The sequence below is a fragment of the Parafrankia sp. EAN1pec genome (assembly GCF_000018005.1).
GTDB classification, from domain to species: Bacteria; Actinomycetota; Actinomycetes; order Frankiales; family Frankiaceae; genus Parafrankia; species Parafrankia soli.
Window position 1 is genome coordinate 1134675 of sequence record NC_009921.1, and the last position, 17042, is coordinate 1151716.

Genomic DNA, 17042 nt, shown 5'->3' on the forward strand with positions numbered 1-17042 from the left:
GGGGTGTGCGCCGGACCAGCGGACAGAGCGGCCGATGGTGATGCCTATCGTGAATCCCGCTGCGGGCATGCGTCGATCAACCCGCGAGCGGATGGAAACGGACCACTGCGTGGCTCCGCAATGGATGTCCGGTCCGTCCGTGCGCGGACAGGCGGTTCACGATCATTGTTCGGTTGTGTGCGGCCTACCTCAGGTAGGCCTGATCGGTCCTGATGCCGACCGGCTCGATCGCGCCCAGTGCGGGGCGCCCCGGGCTCAGGCGGTCCGGACTCTCAGCCGCACCTGGCGCTTGAGCGTCCGGCGTTCATCCTCGCTCAACCCGCCCCAGACACCGGAGTCCTGCCCGGTGTCCAGTGCCCAGTTGAGACAGTCACTAGTGACTGCGCACCGCCTGCAGACGGCCTTCGCCTCTTCGACCTGGCGTTCTGCCGGACCGGTCGTACCGATCGGGAAGAAGAGCTCGGGGTCCTCTTCACGGCAGAGCGCTCTGTGGCGCCAGTCCATGCGTACTACTCCCTCTCTCGTCTCGGGTCACACTGCACATCAGACGCTCGGTGAGCCGCCATGGTTGCGTCGCGTCCCAGAAGAAAATTCCGGATGTCTGATCGGGTCGCGGCGACCGGGGCTTGTGCGAGTGCATGTGTGCGGACCCAGCTGCACGTGCATCCACCTCGGACATTCGCCACCCTCCCACCGGAACGGGCAGGGGCGCAAGAACCTGCATGGTCCGTCACGCCCGCTCTGGCCGCTACCTGTCCGACGGGGACACAAGCGGGCCACGGATCACCCTGCCCTACGTCGGCCGGTGGTCATCACGAGTGGATCCCGTGGTTTGTAGTACTTCGAGGCCCTTCGGATCATGTTGAATCGTTGTGGCGTAACGATGGGTCGGCTCGCCGCGCAGGGTCAAACGATGTTGGCCTGTCGGGTGATGCCGGTTAGTCATCTCGTGCTAGGCTGCCCTCTTGGTGTCGATCTGGCTGTTGCCGTGTGGAGTGGCGCGGTCGGCCGGCGTAGCACTGAGGACCACGCAGGCAACCGCGCTGACAGCGGGGCATACGACCAGCACGTGAACTGACCGCGCAGGATGGGGCGATGGAGGTTCTGGGCCATCGTGGAAGCCGGACACCCGGTCCGGAGAACACGCTCGAGGCGGTAGACGCCGCGTTACGGGCAGGTGCGGACGGCGTCGAGCTCGACGTGCGCCGCAGCGCCGACGGCGACCTGGTGTGTGTGCACGACGCGCGGCTGCCGCGGTTGGGCGGTCGGGCCGTCATCCGCCGGTCGACCAGTGAGCTCGCCAGTCGTGGCATCCCACTGCTGACCGAGATGCTCGACGTCTGGGACGGCCGTGGCCGCCTCATCCTGGAGATCAAGAACCAGCCGGGCCAGCCGGATTTCGACGCTCCACGCGAGCGGACGGCCCGCGCGCTCATCGAGCTGCTGCGGGCTCGCGGGCTGCCGGGCTCCTCCGTCGCCGGCGCGCACCTCGATCAGGCGACAGCGCCGGCCTCCGGTGCGCCATCCGACGTCGGCCCACGGCTCGCCGTCGGTGCGCCGCCCGGCCCCGGTGCGCTTCCCGCGAACGGAGCGCCTCCCGCGAACGGAGCGTCACTCGCGAACGGAGCGCCTCCTGCGCCCGGCTCGGCGGGTGGGCCGGCCGGCGAATCGAGTGAGTCGAGCTCCACCGGGAACTCGACGCCGGCAAGCCAATCTGTGTCGGGAATCACAGTCTCGTCCTTCGACTGGTTCGCAATCGAGGCGATCCGCGACGCCGGGCTCGGCGTCGCGACCGCGTTCCTCACGATGCCGCGGATGTCGGTGAGCGGCGGGGTCGCCTACGCCCGCTCGGCAGGCCACACGGAGCTGCACGCGCACGTGTCCGCCGTGCTGGGCGTGGCCGACGCGGTCCCGCGCGCGCGGCGGGCCGGCCTCCGCCTCGTCACCTGGACGGTCACCGACCCGGCGACGGCGATCGAGCTGCGCGACGCCGGTGTGGACGGCGTGATCTGTGACGACCCCGTGGGCGTCGGCCAGGCGCTGCGGCGCCCCTGAGCGGGCGCTCTCAGCCGTCTCAGGCGCCTTCAGCCGGCTCAGGAGCATTCAGCCGACTCGGGTCCGGCTCAGGCGACGACGCTCAGGAGCCTCGGACGATTCGGTCGGGCTAGGCGATGACGCGCGTCGGGCTAGGCGATGACGCGCAGTGCCCGCGGGTGGTCGGTGAGCTCCACCAGCTCGAAGTTCCCCAGGACCTCGCCGTCCATCTGCACCGCGACCGGCTGATCGGCCCGCAGGGTCACCGCCGCCGCGTCGTGCAGCGTGACGACGTTGCGCCCCCGGGGGGTCGGCTCGTCGCCCAGCATCTGGAGCCCCGTCCGCAGCACGCTCGACAGCCGGGCGCGGCGCAGCCCCACCAGGTCGAGGCCGGTGTCGAAGGAGGCCTCCGGGCAGGCGGCGACCGGCCGGTTGTTCAGGTAGGTCCAGGGCCGGGTGTTGCAGACGATCGCGAGCGACACCTCGACGGGCTTACGGCCCTGCGCCCCGGGCTCGGAGTGGTCGACAGCCGCCCCGCCGGTCTCCCCGGTGCCGGCCGTCCCGCCGGCCTCGGCGTCCCGCGCGTCGCCGTCGGCCGCGTCGCCGTCGGTCGCCGCGCGCCCGGTGGCCACCCCACCCAGGATGCCGCCCGCCGCGGTGATGCTGATCGCCGGGCCGGAGCGCCCGACCCGGCGGACGAGCTCGGCGGTCGCGCAGCGCAGGAAGAGCCCGGCGGTGCTGCGACGTCCTTTGTCGCGGCGGCGCTCGACCGCGGCGACCACATCGGCGTCGAGACCCATGCCGAGGCAGAAGGTGAAGTAGCGGGTCTGGTCGCCGTACCGGGCCTGGCCCACGCTCACCTGCCGGGAGCGGCCCTCGCGCAGCGCGGCAAGCAGCTCCCCGGTGGCCTCCACCGGCGACGCCGAGTACCCGAGCGCTCGGGCGAAGACGTTCGTGCTCCCGCCCGGGACGACGGCGAGTGCCGGGCCCTCGCCCGCCGGGCCGCTCTCGACCAGACCGTTGACGATCTCGTTCACGGTGCCGTCGCCACCGAGGACGATCACCACGTCGACACCGAGCTCGCGGGCCCGGGCACCCAGCTCCAGCCCGTGGCCGCGCCCCTTGGTGACCACCGTCTCCAGGGCGACGTCCGCGGCGAGAGCGGTGGCGAGCACGTCGCGGACCCGCTCGGTAGTGGTGGTCGCGACCGGATTGACGACCAGCAGCCCGCGCATGCCAATACGGTAGCCTGCGCAACCATTCCGGGCGTCGGCTGGGAAAACTCTCACACCGTCCGTGCGGATCCCGCGCCGTGGCGTGGGCCTCGCGGCGTGGTCCCCAGTGCCGTCGTGGCGAACGGGACGTAATCTCGGCGGATGGGTACCAACCGCGGCCCCGTCGGGGCGTCCGGCCCTGCTCCGGCACCGAGCGCGCGGGTCGTACCGCGTCCGCTGCTTGCCGCGGGCGTGCTGCTCGGGGTTGAGACGGCGGTGCTCGCGGGCCTGGGCGCGCTGCTGGTGGTCCGGGGCTTCGGTTCCGACATCGAGGACGTCGGCCGGGCGGAGACCGGTGGTGTGCTCGCTCTGGTGGGCGCGGCCTGCCTGGGCCTGGTGACCTGGGGGGTCCTGCGCGGCCGGTCCGGTTTCCGGTCGCCTGCGCTGGTGACACAGGTTCTGTGTCTCCCCGTTGCCTGGGGCCTGTTGCAGGGTGGTCTGTACGGCTATGGTGTGCCGCTGGTGGTAGTTCCGCTCGCGATCATCGTGTCCCTGGGCTTCGGCGGCGGGTACGCCAGGCCGGCCGGAGATGGCGACGCGTGATCGTGGCGGGCTGGGCGGCCGGGTGAGGAGCTGAACCGACCCGGGCCCAGGGGTCGGTTCGCCGGCAGGCTGCGCCATGCGGCACCCGCGCCGAGCGCGGGCCGGACGGGCAGCGAACAGGACAGGCACTGCTGGACAGGCTGCTGCTGGTGAGCAGTCAGGCCCAGGCCGGGCGGTTGGCCGAGCCAGGGGCGGGGTGCGGCCCCGGGGCGTACCGAGTGCTGGTCGGCTCAGCCGTCTTCCAGTAGCCCGCGGCGGAGCTGGGCCAGCGTGCGGGCCAACAGCCGGGACACGTGCATCTGCGAGATGCCGAGCTCGTTCGCGATCTGCGACTGGGTCATGTTGCCGAAGAAGCGGAGCAGCAGGATGCGCTTCTCCCGCGGGGGAAGCTTCTCCAACAGCGGCTTGAGGGACTCGCGGTACTCCACGCCCTCCAGCGACTCGTCCTGCACCCCCAGGGTGTCGGCGACGGCCGGAGCCTCGTCGTCCCCGGAGTCGGGCGCGTCCAGCGAGACGGCCGAGTAGGCGTTCGCCGACTCGAGGCCCTCGAGGACCTCTTCCTCGCTCATCTCCAGGTGACGGGCGATCTCGCTGACCGTCGGCGAGCGGCCCAGCGACTGGGACAGCTCGGAGGTCGCCTTCGTCAGCGAGAGCTTGAGCTCCTGGAGCCGACGGGGCACCCGGATCGCCCAGCCCTTGTCGCGGAAGTGCCGTTTGATCTCCCCGACGATGGTCGGGGTCGCGTAGGTCGAGAACTCGACCCCGCGCTCCGGGTCGAACCGGTCGACGGATTTGATCAGCCCGATGGTCGCGACCTGCACCAGATCGTCGAGCGGCTCGCCGCGGTTTCGGAACCGCCGGGCGAGGTACTCGACGAGGGGAAGGTGCATGCGGACGAGCTGGTCACGCAGGGCGGCCCGTTCCGGGTCCCCCTCGGGCAGCGACACCAGCCGGACGAACAGCGCGCGGGCCCGGATCCGATCCGGCGACCCGGCGCCGTGCCCGGACGAGCCGGAGCGGGAGCCCGCACCGGCAGCGTCGACGGCCTCGTCGGGCTGGGCCTGCTCGCCCACGGCTGAGGCGGGCGGTGGACCACCGTGCTCGGCACCAGGCCCGGATCCGCGTTCGGTCAGGCCGTCGGCCTCGTGCGCCGTCCCGGTGATCCCGCCGACGTCGGGGCCGGCGATGTCAGCGCTGGCGATGTCAGCGCTGGCGATGTCGGTGCTGGCGATGTCGGTGCTGGCGATGTCGGTGCTGGTGATGTCGCCGGCACCGCGCTGGCTGAGTGCCGCGACCGGGTCGCCCGCGCGGTTCGTGGGGACCGTACGAGGGGTGGTGGGTGTTCTGCCGGCTGAAGTCACGACGTGCCTACCGTGTCGCCGAGGGCCGCTGTGGAGGCCGCGCCGGAGCCGCGGACGTGCCCGGCCGGGGGCTCACCCAGGTCGGCCCGGACACCGCGGCGCTTCTGGAGGGCGATGCTTACCCGGGAGCCCGGACCGGTCGAGCTGGAGACGTCGCCGGCCAGCGCGGTCAGCACCGTCCAGGCGAACGTCTCGGTGGAGGGCGGCTCGCCGTCGAGGCTCTCGACGGTTACCAGGACCTTCATGACGCCGGGCTCGAGGGCGAACCTGCATTCCAGCGACGAGCCGGGAACGGCGGAGACGAGCAGCAGCGCGCACGCCTCGTCCACCGCGATCCGGAGATCCTCGATGTCGTCGAGGGTGAAGTCCAGCCGGGCCGCGAGCGACGCGGTGGCCGTCCGCAGGACGGTCAGATAGGCGCTCGCGGCGGGCAGGGTGAGCTGGACGACGTCGTGCGGGCCGCCGCCGTGGGTGGCCTCGCCCGAGGTGCCGCCGGAGTTCTCCGCGCCGCCGGTCGAAGGCGTCGGATTCACGTTCCTACCCCCAAGAGCCCGGGTCGTGCGAGGAAGGTCCTCGTCGATGATGTCGGTCTTCGTGCGTTTGTGTCGGGTGTTTCCGCCACCGGGTGTCGCTCGTTCGTGGATCTCGATCTGGCTGGGTCTGGCTCGGGTTCCGCCGTGGTCGGTGCCTTGCTGTTGCCGGTGCCTTGCGGTCGCCGGCGCTGCGAGGCGGGTTTCCCGCGACCCGTGGTGTTGTGTCCGTTTCCGGACGACACTCCGGTGCCGGCGCCTACCCGATCCATCGGGGTGTTACTCCGATGATGGCCCTGCCGAGGAGGTCCGACTCGCGTGGGCCCCGTCGTTCACCACCGTACCCAGCCCGCCTGGGGTATCGCAGGTCGGGTGATCAGAAGAGGGCGCCGAAGGCCCGACTGGTCGCGGATGGCCGCTTCCTGCCCGGCCACCTGGGTGTTCTCGGCGCCGGGCGCGGCCGACCAGGTGGCCGCGGGCGGCCGGGGGGCCGGTGCGGAGGTCAGGTGACAGTGACCTTCAGGGCACGGTTTCAGCCGGGAAGGCGCACGTCAGGTAACACTGTCGTGATGCGGGCGGGGGCCGGCCAGCGTGTCGATCGCACGGGCGTCCAGCCGCCAGGTGGTCCACTCCGAGGTGGGTGCCGCCCCCACCGACCGGTAGAAGGCGTGCGCGGGGGTGTTCCAGTCCAGGACGGCCCATTCCAGCCGCAGGTAGCCGCGCCGCCCGCAGATCCGGGCGAGCTCGGTCAGCAGCTCCCGGCCGTGCCCGGCGCGGCGGTGCTCGGGCCGGACGAACAGGTCGATCAGGTACATCCCGCTTTTCCCCGTCCACGTGGAGAAGGTCGGGTGCCACATCGCGAAGCCCACAACGTCGGCCACGTCGCCGGCCGGGTTCGGCGACTCCGCCACCAGGCAGTGCGCCGCGGGTGGGTCGCCGAACAGGGCCGTGGTGAGGTCGTCGGCGGTCATCGCGACCGCGTCCGGCTCGCGCTCGTAGGCGGCGAGGCCGCGGACCAGGGCGAGGACGGCTTCGACGTCCCCGCGCCGGGCAGGTCTGATCATGTCCGCTCCCGGGATGTGATCATTTAGATCCCCGGTGGACGGGATCGCAGGCGCTCGCCCCACCGGCCGACGGGACACCCGACCCACACACAAAACCGGGCGCCCCCGCCGGGATGGCACTCGGCCACCCAGGGGAACGCCCGGCCCTACCTGTCGCCCGAGTCTCAGGCGGCGGCCTTCGTCTCCCAGAAGATCGTGGAGATCTCGTCGATCAGGTCCAGGAGCTTCTGGCCCTGCGTCGGGTCGACCGAGCCCTTGGCGCCGGCCGCGCCGGCTGCCTTGGTGGCCTGCCAGAACAGGTCATGCAGCTGGGGGTACTTCTCGAGGTGGTTCGGCTTGAAGTAGTCGGTCCAGAGCACCCAGAGGTGGTGCTTGACCAGCTCGGCGCGCTCCTCCTTGATGACGAGCGCCCGGGCCCGGAACTCCGGGTCCGTGTTGGCCTGGTACTTCTCCTGGATGGCCTTGACCGACTGGGCCTCGACCTTCGCCTGGGCCGGGTCGTAGACGCCGCAGGGCAGGTCACAGTGGGCACTGACGCTGATCGCGGGATGCAGCAGGCTCATGCCGCCGTCCTCTCTGTATCGCCTCGGGTCTGTCGCCCAGGGGCGGCCGCGTCCGCGCCGGGCGGGTCGGCCCTGGGTGGTTGCGATCGCGGGACGTGGATCGCGAGTAGGAGTCCGCGGACCAGTTTCCCGCCTTCTGGCAACCTACCCCCGTGAGGCCACGTGTTTCCGTGCGGGCGGTCGCTGTCCGCGGCGAGTCGATGCAACCAACCCTGAACGACGGCGACACATGCCTCGTGCTGTGGGGCGCGTCACCCAGACCGGGTGACGTCGTGGTGGCGCGGCTGCCCGAGCGCGGGCTGGGGGTCAAACGGGCCGAGTTCACCGACCCGGACGGATCCTGGTGGCTGCGCTCGGACAACGTGCGCGCCGGCACCGACAGCGCGACGTTCGGGATGGTCCCGGCCGGCGACGTCCTCGGCCGGGTCGTGGCGCGGTACTGGCCGCGCCCGCGTGCACTGCGCCGCAGCCGGCCACCCTGGGCGTGAGCTGCCCGCAGAGGTCTCGCTTCACCCCGCACGCCGTCCTACTCGTCCGCACAGGCCGTCCTGTGAGCCGCCCGGGCGGGCGGTGGGTCAGCCGCGGCTCGCGCCGGTGCTCAGCGGCCGCAGCGAGTCGTAGAACGCCCGGCAGTCGGCGTAGGTGGGGAGCAGGCCCGCCGCCGCGGCCTGGCTCAGTGTCGGCGCGGCGGTGTCCTTCTCCGACAGCAGCGGGGTCAGCTCGGCCGGCCACGGCAGGGCCAGGTCGGGATCGAGCGGGTTGATCCCGAACTCGCGCTCCGGCGTGTACGGCGTGGAACACAGATAGGTGATCGCGGCGCCGTCCGTCAACGCCATGAAGGCATGCCCGAGCCCCTCGGACACATAGAGGCCCCGCCGGTCGACGTCGTCGAGCAGGACGGCCGCGTGCGACCCGAAGGTCGGCGAACCGACCCGGATGTCGACGACACAGTCCAGCACACGGCCGCTGACACAGGTGACGTACTTTGCCTGGCTGGGCGGCACCTGGGCGTAGTGCACGCCGCGCAGCGTTCCCGCCCGGCTGACGCTGGCGTTCGCCTGGGCGAGTTCAAGCCGGTGCCCGGTCACCGATTCCAGCGCGTCGACGCGGAACCATTCGAGGAATGTTCCGCGCGGGTCGGAGTGCTGGCGAGGGGTGAACAACCAGGCATCGGCGATCGGCAGCTCGGTTACCTCCACGACAACGCACGCTACTAGGTTGGGCGCGGCGATTCCCGGACAGCCTCGTCGCCTGCCGTGTGCCGGCAGTGGACGTCCCGCTTCGACTGGTTGACATCAGGATCGGCCTGACACATGGGGCTTCCCCTCTGTGAGATGGCGGTCGGCGGATGGTGATCGCGGGCCGGCCCGAGTCGTGTTCGAAACCCCCGCGCGTCGCCTGTCGCACTCCGCAGGTCCACGGACGAACAACGCTCGCGTTTCGAGTGAATCGTCTCACGCTTTATCGGCCGTGGATGTGTCGCGAGGCACGAGATCATTGCCGTCGTGCCTGTGTGGAAACCGGCTTGAAACGCGATGGATTCCGCACCCGGGTCGGACGATGCGGGCCGGTTTCAGGTCGTTTCCAGAAACGCAACGGCAGCTCCGGTGGCGGCCTTCCAGCGGGTTCCCGGGAGCAGGCCGGCACCGGCCCGCGTCGGCTGGCGGGCGCGGCCGGGGAGCTGATCGGCTGATCGGTGGGGTGGCCGACGCGAGGACGTGCGGCGGCCGGCCGCCGTGTGCCCTGGCTCCCGCCGTGCCCCGGCCCTCAGGTGGGGCTGGCAGGCGGCCGGGTGTGCCGGACCTGGCGGCGCGGACTCCGGCGGCACCGCCCGTCGGAGTCGGATGGGCGACAGATAGGGAAACACGAGGCGACGGACGGTTGCGAGCGGCGGAGGTTGGACTCATCCCGGGGAGCCCGACAAGTGCCATTACGTCACAGTTCAGCTACGTCGCGGCGCCCGGGCGACGCACGCATGTTTCACGCGGATGTCATCCCGGGTTGGCCGCCGGTGAACCGGACCGGGAGGCCCGGAGCCTCGCGCGTGCCATATTGGAAGCAGCGCCGGGCCACCCCCGTCGCAGGCATGTGGCAGTCCAGCCATCTCACACGTCGAGGTGGCGCAGCAGTGCCCGCCGCCCCGCGAACGCCCGATCTTCGCCGGGGCCCCGGGAACGTCCAGCCACGTCCGGTCAGTGACACCGTTCGCCGGACGGAACCGCCGTGGCTTGTCCGAGGAGCCCCTTTCGTGACCGCAACCACAGACCACACGACCCTCGACTCGTCCCTCGCGGCCCCGACCGATGGGCCCGTCTCGCCCGCGGCACCGGTGACGTCGCCGGGGTTCGACGGGCCGAGCCCGCGCCCGTCCGACGACGACCCCGCCTTCGCGCTGCACCGGGGCGGGAAGATCGGAATCGGGCTGACCGCACCTCTGAACAACCGCGAGGACCTCTCGCTCGCCTACACCCCCGGCGTGGCCCGGGTGTGCACGGCGATCGCCGAGACGCCGGCCCTGGCCGACGAGTACACCTGGCGTTCCAACACCGTGATCGTGGTGACCGACGGAACGGCCGTCCTGGGCCTCGGTGACATCGGCCCCGCGGCCGCCCTGCCGGTCATGGAGGGCAAGGCCGCCCTCTTCAAGCACTTCGGCGGGGTCGACGCCGTGCCGATCTGCCTCGACTGCACCGACGTCGAGGAGATCGTCGACACGGTCGCCCGCCTCGCCCCGGGCTTCGGTGGCGTCAACCTCGAGGACATCTCGGCCCCCCGGTGCTTCGCGATCGAGTCGATGCTCCAGGACCGCGTCGACATCCCCGTCTTCCACGACGACCAGCACGGCACCGCGATCGTCGCGCTCGCCGCGCTGGAGAACGCCGCCCGGCTGACCGGGCGGACCCTCGGCGACCTGCGGGCCGTCGTGTCAGGCGCCGGCGCCGCCGGTGTGGCCGTCACCCGCATCCTGCTCGCCGCCGGCATCGGTGACATCGCCGTCGGCGACAGTCGCGGCATGATCTACCCTGGTCGGGACGGCCTGACGACGGTCAAGGCCGCCCTCGCCGCCGAGACGAACAAGGCCGGCCTGCGCGGCTCGATCAACGAGGCACTTGCCGGGGCGGACGTCTACCTCGGCCTCTCCGCGGGCAAGGTGCCCGAGGAGGCCGTCGCCACGATGGCACCGGAGGCGATCGTCTTCGCGATGGCGAACCCGGACCCGGAGATCGACCCCGAGATCGCCCACAAGTACGCCCGGATCGTGGCGACCGGCCGCAGCGACTACCCGAACCAGATCAACAACGTGCTGGCCTTCCCGGGCGTCTTCCGGGGCGCGCTGGACGTGCGTGCCAGCCGGGTCACCGAGGGCATGAAGCTCGCGGCCGCCCGGGCTCTCGCCGACGTGATCGCCGACGAGCTGGCCGATGACAACATCATCCCGAGCGTCTTCGATGAGCGCGTCGCGCCCGCGGTCTCGACCGCGGTTGCCGCGGCAGCCCGCGCCGACGGAGTCGCACGCCGCTAGCACCTCCGCCGCGGCAGGGCTCGGGTCGTCCGGAGCGCTGCGGGCAGGGAAAGACAGAGCCGAACGCGACCGCCGCGGAACCTCAGGGTTCCGCGGCGGTCGCCGTTCGGAGCCCTGGAGACCGCCGCCGCCCAGGAGCCCGGGGCGCCGCCTCAGACCCGGCCGCAGCCGGGGCAGGGGCGGTTCTCGCTGGCTTCGGTCAGTGGGCGCAGCGCGCCGCAGCCCTTGTAGGAGCAGCAGACGAAGTCCGCTGACGGGACGATGATCACTGGATCGCCGTCTGTCACGAGCACCACCGGCGGTTCCGGTACGGGCGCCGGCCGGCGCCGTCGCCAGCCGAACCGACGGCCGCCCCCGTCCCGGCCGCCTGCGTCCCGGCTGACTGTGCCCCGGCTGAGGGGGGCCGGCGTACTCCCCTGTGTAACCACGGGATTGAGTTCAACACATCCGGTCCGACCGCGCGACGGCCGGGCTGCCCGAAGCCTGTCAATCGGCCTGTGGCCGATCTCCCCGGCCTCCACGGCGTGCGGCGGGATCGGGGCGAACCATGACGAAGAGCAACGGCGGCGTCGGGCGCTGTCGTATGCCGCGTTCACCGGAACCGGACACGGATCGGACACGGATCGGACCGAGCATGGAGCGGACGGTTCGGTGGCGTTGGTGGGGAGCGTCATCCTAGGGTTACCCTCGTGCTTGCCGCCGCCGCCGTCTCCATCAACCCGGACGACCCGCTGGCCGGCCTCGTGGTCGGCGACCAGCCGGAACCGGCCGTGCCCGAGGGCTGGACCACGGTCACCGTACGGGCCGCCGCGCTCAACCACCACGACCTGTTCAGCCTGCGCGGAGTTGGGCTGCCGCCCGAGCGCCTGCCCATGATCCTGGGCTGCGACGCGGCCGGGGTCAGCGCGGACGGCGACGAGGTGATCGTCCACGCCGTCATCGGTGACCCGGCTCGCGGGGGCGGTGACGAGACCCTGGACCCGAAGCGGACCCTGCTCTCCGAGCTGCATCCTGGCACGCTCGCGGAGCGGATCGCCGTCCCGCGGGGGAACCTTGTGCCCAAGCCGGCGGCGCTGTCGTGGGAGGATGCGGCCTGCCTGCCCACGGCCTGGCTCACGGCGTACCGCATGGTGGTCAACCGGGCGGGCCTGCCGGCGGGTGGTGGCGGGACGCTGCTCGTCCAGGGAGCCGGTGGCGGAGTGTCCACCGCGGCCCTGATGATCGGCAAGGCGGCCGGTCACACCGTGTTCGTCACCTCTCGGGACGAGTCCAAGCGTAGGCGGGCGCTCGAGCTCGGGGCCGATCTCGCCGTCGAGTCGGGCGCGCGCCTGCCGAAGCGCGTGGACGCAGTGATCGAGACGGTCGGGGCCGCGACCTGGTCGCACTCGGTGCGGTCACTGCGCCCGGGTGGACGGATCGTCTGCTCCGGCGCCACCAGCGGCCCGAACCCGCCGGCCGAGCTCAACCGGATCTTCTTCCTTCAGCTCTCGGTGATCGGTTCGACGATGGGCACGCGCACCGAGCTCGCCGAACTGGTCGACCTCCTGGCGCGCACGGGCACCCGCCCGCTCGTCGACGATGTCCGCCCGCTCGCCGACGCTCGTGTCTCCTTCGGACGTCTCGCGGACGGCGAGGTCTTCGGCAAGCTCGTCCTGACCCCCTAGCCCCGCGCGCGGCCGGTGCCCCGGGGGACACCCCGGGGGACAGCGGCGACGGGGGTCAGAGGTCTGGGTCGTCGTCGGGGCGGGCCAGCCAGGTCGCGAGCTGCTCGACGGCGTCCTCGAACTGCGGGTGCAGGTCGACGAAGGTGCGCAGGGCGTCGGCGAGCGAGTCGAACGACACCGATTCCTCGCCGCGGCGGGCGGCCAGCTCCTCGATGCCCCGGTCGGTGAAGTACATGGTGGAAAGGTATCCGTCCCAAACAGGTCCGGCGGTGAGCCGGGCCCGGAGTAAGCGGGCCCGGCTCACCGCCGGATGTCTCCTGACTGGCACGCGGCCAGCTGGCACGGACGTGCCCGCGGGGTGATCAGTCCCCGAAGGCGGCCTCGACCAGCGCCGCCTGCTCGCGCTCGTGCACCGAGGACGAGCCGCCCGCGGGGGCGGCCGCGGCCCGCCGCGAGACCCGCCGCAGCCGCAGGCCGTCCGGCAGCGACTCGGGCAGGTTCAGCGCCATGTGTGGGTAGGCGCCCTGGTTCGCCGGCTCCTCCTGGACCCAGACGAGGTCGGTCACGTTCGGGTAGCGGCGCAGCAGCGCGGTGAGCTCCGGCCCGGGGGTCGGGTAGAGCTGCTCGACGCGGAGCAGGGCGAACCGCTGCGCGTCGTTGCGCTTCACCCGCGCGGCGGCCAGGTCGTAGTAGACCTTGCCGGCGGACAGGAGCACGCGCTTCACGCTGGCCGGGTCGCTGACCGCCGCGTCGTCGATGATCGGCTGCCAGGAACCGCCGGTGAGCTCCTCGACGGAGGACGCCGCCGCCTTGAGCCGCAGCATCGACTTCGGCGTGAAGACGATCAGCGGCCGGCGCACGGGCGACAACGCCTGCCGGCGCAGCAGGTGGAAGTAGCTGGCCGGGCTGGACGGCGCCGAGACGGTCATGTTGCCGTCCGCGCACAGTGAGAGGAAGCGCTCGATGCGGGCGGAGGAGTGGTCGGGGCCCTGACCCTCGTAGCCGTGCGGGAGCAGCAGCGTCAGGGACGAGCGCTGGCCCCACTTGGCCTCACCGGCCGAGATGAACTCGTCGATGATCGACTGCGCGCCGTTGGCGAAGTCGCCGAACTGCGCCTCCCACAGCACCAGGGTGTCGGAGCGGGCCACCGAGTAGCCGTACTCGAAGCCCATCGCCGCGAACTCGGAGAGCAGCGAGTCGTAGGTGTAGAAGGTGCCCACCTGCGAGTCAGCCTCTTCGCGCAGGGTGCGCAGCGGGGTGTGCTCCTCGGCGGTGTAGCGGTCGACCAGCACGGAGTGCCGCTGGCCGAACGTGCCGCGCCGGCTGTCCTGGCCGGTGAGCCGCACCGAGACGCCGTTGAGGAGCAGCGTCCCGAAGGCGATGGTCTCGGCCAGGGCCCAGTCGATGGAGGCGGTCTCGACCATCTGCGCCCGGCGCTCGATCTGCGGGCGCAGGCGCGGGTGCATGACGAACCCGTCCGGCAGGCTGACCTGGGTGTCGACGACCTTCTTGACCGCCTCGGGCGACACCGCGGTGGTGACCGCGGCGGCCGCGGCCGCCTCCGCCGGTGTGGTCACGATCCGTGGCTGCGGCGTGGGCCGGGTCGTGGTCTCCCGGGTCTCGGCGAACGCCTTCTCCAGCTCGGCACGGTAGCTCTTCATCGCATGCTCGGCCTCGTCGCGGGTGATGTCCCCACGGCCGATCAGCGCCTCGGTGTAGACCTTGCGCACCGAGCGCTTGGAAGCGATGGTGTCGTACATCAGCGGCTGGGTGAAGGACGGCTCGTCCATCTCGTTGTGGCCGCGGCGCCGGTAGCAGACGAGGTCGATGACGACGTCCTTGTTGAACTCCTGCCGGTAGGCGAAGGCCAGCGTGGCGACCCGGACGCACGCCTCGGGGTCGTCCCCGTTGACGTGGAAGATCGGCGCCTGCACCATTCGCGCCACGTCGGTGGCGTAGACCGAGGAGCGGCTGGACGTCGGCGACGTGGTGAAGCCGACCTGGTTGTTGATGACCACGTGCACGGTGCCGCCGGTGCGGTAGCCGCGCAGCTGGGAGAGGTTCAGCGTCTCGGCGACCACACCCTGGCCGGCGAACGCGGCGTCACCGTGGATCAGCACCGGCAGAACGGTGTAGCCGCTGAAGCCCTTGTCCAGCACGTCCTGCTTGGCGCGGGCCACGCCCTCGAGCACCGCGTCGACGGCTTCGAGGTGGGACGGGTTCGCCACCACCGACACGGGGACGGTGCGGCCGTCCTGGTCGGTGTAGACGCCGTCGGCACCCAGGTGGTACTTCACGTCTCCCGAGCCGTGGGCGGTCTGCGGGTCGACGTAGCCCTCGAACTCGTCGAAGATCTGCCGGTAGGACTTGCCGACGATGTTCGCCAGCACGTTGAGCCGCCCGCGGTGGGCCATGCCGATGACGACCTCGTCCATGGCGGCCTCCGCCGCCCGGCTGAGGACCTCGTCGAGCAGCGGGATCGTCGACTCGGCGCCCTCGAGGGAGAACCGCCGCTGGCCGACGTACTTCGTCTGCAGGAAGGACTCGAACGCCTCGGCGGCGCCGAGGCGCTCCAGCACGTAGAGCTGCTCGGCCGGGTCGGGCCGCTCGGCCGAGCGCTCGACCCGGGCCTGGATCCAGGTGCGCTCCGCGGGCTCCTGGATGTGCATGTACTCGATGCCGACGCGGCGGCAGTACGAGTCGCGCAGCACGCCGAGCACGTCACGCAGCGACATCGTGCGCTGGCCGGCGAACCCGCCGACGGGGAACTCCCGGTCGAGGTCCCACAGGGTCAGCCCGTGCCCGATGATGTCGAGGTCGGGGTGGCTGCGGATGGCGAACTCGAGCGGGTTCGTGTCGGCCATCAGGTGCCCGCGCACCCGGTAGGCGTGGATGAGCTCGAGCACCCGCGCGCCGTGGTCGAGGTCGCCCTCGTGGTGCGCGGAGATGTCGGGCAGCCAGCGCACCGGGACGTAGGGCACGCGCAGCGAGTGGAAGATCTCGTCGTAGAACCCGTCGGCGCCGAGCAGCAGCTCGTGAATGCGCCGCAGGTACTCTCCGGACTGCGCGCCCTGGATGATCCGGTGGTCGTACGTGCTGGTCAGAGTCATGATCTTGGAGATGGCGAGCTTCGACAGGGTCTGCTGCGACGCGCCCTGGAACTCGGCCGGGTACTCCATGGCCCCGACGCCGATGATCGTGCCCTGGCCCTCCATGAGCCGCGGGACGGAGTGCACCGTCCCGATGCCGCCGGGGTTGGTCAGGCTGATCGTGACGCCGGCGAAGTCGTCCATCGTCAGCTTGTTCGTCCGTGCACGGCGGACGAGATCCTCGTACGCCAGCCAGAACTGGCTGAAGTCGAGCGTCTCGGCCTTCTTCACGGCGGCGACGACGAGCTGGCGGCCCTTGGGCGTCACCAGGTCGATGGCGAGACCAAGGTTGACGTGCTCGGGCTGCACCAGGGTGGGCTTGCCGCCGACCTCGGCGTACGAAGCATTCATCGCCGGGTGGTCGACCAGCGCCTTGACCATGGCGTAGCCGATGACATGGGTGAAGGAGATCTTGCCGCCGCTGGACCGGGCGAGATGCCGGTTGATGACGATCCGGTTGTCGGCCAGCAGCTTCGCCGGCACGGCGCGCACGGAGGTCGCCGTCGGGATGTGCAGCGAGGTCTCCATGTTCGAGACCACCCGGGCGGACGCGCCGCGCAGCGGGGTCTGGGCCCCGGCTGCGGCGGGCCTCGCCACCGCCGGCTTCGCCACGGGCGCAGCAGCCGGCGCCGTGGCCTGGGCCTGCGCCGGAGCCGCCGCGGCTGCGGGCACCCCCGGTGCCGGGGAGGGCGCGGAGGGCACGGGCGGGCGCGGTGAACCGGGGTCGGTGGCGGCGGCCGCCTGTCCGTCGCCGGCGACCAGTGTGCCCGCCACATGCGGGGCGGACGGGTTCGCGGGACGGTAGTCGGAGAGGAACTCACGCCATTCGGCGGAGACGCTCTCCGGGTCCTCGAGATACTGCTGGTAGATCTCGAAGACCAACCACTCGTTGGGGCCGAAGTCAGGTTCTGACGCGGGTACCGTCGGTGCTGTCACGGGGCCAATCGCCTCTATCCACGGTGTACATCTCTGCCTGTTCACAGGCCCTTCGCTACCGTCTGCTCAGGTTACCCGCTGTGGACGGACCCGCTTGAGGTGCCCTGCCGGACGTCACATCACAATTGACACCATTTGGCCGGGTCGATCGGTCGGCCGGCGTTCTCGCCGTGCCGCCCGTCGGCCGTCGGTGGCTTTCCCTGACACCAGAAGCAATGGTCAGGCCACGGACCCGGTTCGCGTCGGCCGTCCGGTGCAGAGCGCGAGGTCTTGTGACGCCCGTCCGGAGCTCCCGGTGCCAGGCTCGCGCCCGACGTTCACCGGCCGATCGGGAGGCCCGGCGCCGTCGCTCTGGGTGACTACCTGCCGGAGGGTGGCGGGCGCGGGAGTGAGCACGTCAG

15 protein-coding genes are annotated in these 17042 nt (G+C 71.6%); 5 read left to right on the top strand and 10 right to left on the bottom strand.

The genetic code is table 11. The features are described from left to right. Positions 1 to 255: 255 nt before the first annotated feature. On the bottom strand, positions 256 to 504 hold the full coding sequence (locus FRANEAN1_RS04755) for a WhiB family transcriptional regulator (RefSeq protein WP_018502284.1): 249 nt from the start codon (positions 502 to 504) through the stop codon (positions 256 to 258). A gap of 591 nt (positions 505 to 1095) precedes the next feature. Here FRANEAN1_RS04755 and FRANEAN1_RS04760 point away from each other — a divergent pair. Continuing rightward, the gene (locus FRANEAN1_RS04760; RefSeq protein WP_020458614.1) at positions 1096 to 2055 is read left to right on the top strand and encodes a glycerophosphodiester phosphodiesterase; all 960 of its coding nucleotides are present in this window, start codon (positions 1096 to 1098) and stop codon (positions 2053 to 2055) included. A gap of 131 nt (positions 2056 to 2186) precedes the next feature. Here FRANEAN1_RS04760 and FRANEAN1_RS04765 read toward each other — a convergent pair whose 3' ends face one another. Continuing rightward, positions 2187 to 3269, bottom strand: coding sequence for a diacylglycerol kinase family protein (locus FRANEAN1_RS04765; RefSeq protein WP_020458615.1), 1083 nt, complete (start codon positions 3267 to 3269; stop codon positions 2187 to 2189). Between the two features lie 141 nt (positions 3270 to 3410). Here FRANEAN1_RS04765 and FRANEAN1_RS04770 point away from each other — a divergent pair, with 141 nt between their 5' ends. Further along, positions 3411 to 3851: a hypothetical protein gene (locus FRANEAN1_RS04770; RefSeq protein ID WP_041253695.1), complete on the top strand. Its 441-nt coding sequence runs from the start codon at positions 3411 to 3413 to the stop codon at positions 3849 to 3851. A 230-nt stretch (positions 3852 to 4081) separates the two neighbouring features. Here the strand turns inward: FRANEAN1_RS04770 and FRANEAN1_RS04775 are convergent, their stop codons facing one another. From FRANEAN1_RS04775 to sodN, 4 genes are all read right to left on the bottom strand, one after another. Further along, a complete protein-coding gene (locus FRANEAN1_RS04775; protein WP_020458616.1) occupies positions 4082 to 5212 on the bottom strand; it encodes an RNA polymerase sigma factor SigF in 1131 nt (376 codons plus the stop codon). Beyond that, complete coding sequence (locus tag FRANEAN1_RS04780) at positions 5209 to 5745, bottom strand: anti-sigma factor (protein ID WP_018502289.1); 537 nt, start codon at positions 5743 to 5745, stop codon at positions 5209 to 5211. The genes FRANEAN1_RS04775 and FRANEAN1_RS04780 overlap by 4 nt, the downstream gene beginning before the upstream one ends. A gap of 548 nt (positions 5746 to 6293) precedes the next feature. Then, entirely contained in the window at positions 6294 to 6806 is a 513-nt protein-coding gene (locus FRANEAN1_RS04785) for a GNAT family N-acetyltransferase (RefSeq protein ID WP_020458617.1), read from the bottom strand. 164 nt (positions 6807 to 6970) lie between these two features. Continuing rightward, on the bottom strand, positions 6971 to 7369 hold the full coding sequence (sodN, locus tag FRANEAN1_RS04790; protein ID WP_018502291.1) for a superoxide dismutase, Ni: 399 nt from the start codon (positions 7367 to 7369) through the stop codon (positions 6971 to 6973). A 152-nt stretch (positions 7370 to 7521) separates the two neighbouring features. Between sodN and FRANEAN1_RS04795 the strand changes: the two genes are divergently transcribed. After that, the gene (locus FRANEAN1_RS04795; RefSeq protein ID WP_041253696.1) at positions 7522 to 7857 is read left to right on the top strand and encodes a S24/S26 family peptidase; all 336 of its coding nucleotides are present in this window, start codon (positions 7522 to 7524) and stop codon (positions 7855 to 7857) included. Positions 7858 to 7944: 87 nt separating this feature from the next. On the opposite strand, the gene rfbC is transcribed toward FRANEAN1_RS04795, so the two are convergent. Continuing rightward, positions 7945 to 8568 carry a dTDP-4-dehydrorhamnose 3,5-epimerase gene (rfbC, locus tag FRANEAN1_RS04800; protein ID WP_018502293.1) on the bottom strand — a complete coding sequence of 208 codons (624 nt, stop codon included), beginning with the start codon at positions 8566 to 8568 and terminating at the stop codon, positions 7945 to 7947. 1049 nt (positions 8569 to 9617) lie between these two features. On the opposite strand from rfbC, the gene FRANEAN1_RS04805 reads away from it, so the two are divergent. Then, positions 9618 to 10892, top strand: a complete 1275-nt coding sequence (locus FRANEAN1_RS04805) for an NADP-dependent malic enzyme (RefSeq protein WP_041253697.1) — start codon at positions 9618 to 9620, stop codon at positions 10890 to 10892. A gap of 152 nt (positions 10893 to 11044) precedes the next feature. On the opposite strand, the gene FRANEAN1_RS42010 is transcribed toward FRANEAN1_RS04805, so the two are convergent. Beyond that, the gene (locus FRANEAN1_RS42010; protein ID WP_198145458.1) at positions 11045 to 11188 is read right to left on the bottom strand and encodes a hypothetical protein; all 144 of its coding nucleotides are present in this window, start codon (positions 11186 to 11188) and stop codon (positions 11045 to 11047) included. A gap of 393 nt (positions 11189 to 11581) precedes the next feature. On the opposite strand from FRANEAN1_RS42010, the gene FRANEAN1_RS04810 reads away from it, so the two are divergent. Next, positions 11582 to 12556, top strand: coding sequence for a zinc-binding dehydrogenase (locus FRANEAN1_RS04810; RefSeq protein ID WP_020458621.1), 975 nt, complete (start codon positions 11582 to 11584; stop codon positions 12554 to 12556). Between the two features lie 55 nt (positions 12557 to 12611). Here the strand turns inward: FRANEAN1_RS04810 and FRANEAN1_RS04815 are convergent, their stop codons facing one another. Then, positions 12612 to 12791: a DUF6104 family protein gene (locus FRANEAN1_RS04815; protein WP_018502297.1), complete on the bottom strand. Its 180-nt coding sequence runs from the start codon at positions 12789 to 12791 to the stop codon at positions 12612 to 12614. Positions 12792 to 12918: 127 nt separating this feature from the next. Continuing rightward, on the bottom strand, positions 12919 to 16641 hold the full coding sequence (locus FRANEAN1_RS04820; RefSeq protein ID WP_020458623.1) for a multifunctional oxoglutarate decarboxylase/oxoglutarate dehydrogenase thiamine pyrophosphate-binding subunit/dihydrolipoyllysine-residue succinyltransferase subunit: 3723 nt from the start codon (positions 16639 to 16641) through the stop codon (positions 12919 to 12921). Between the last annotated feature and the right edge of the window lie 401 nt (positions 16642 to 17042).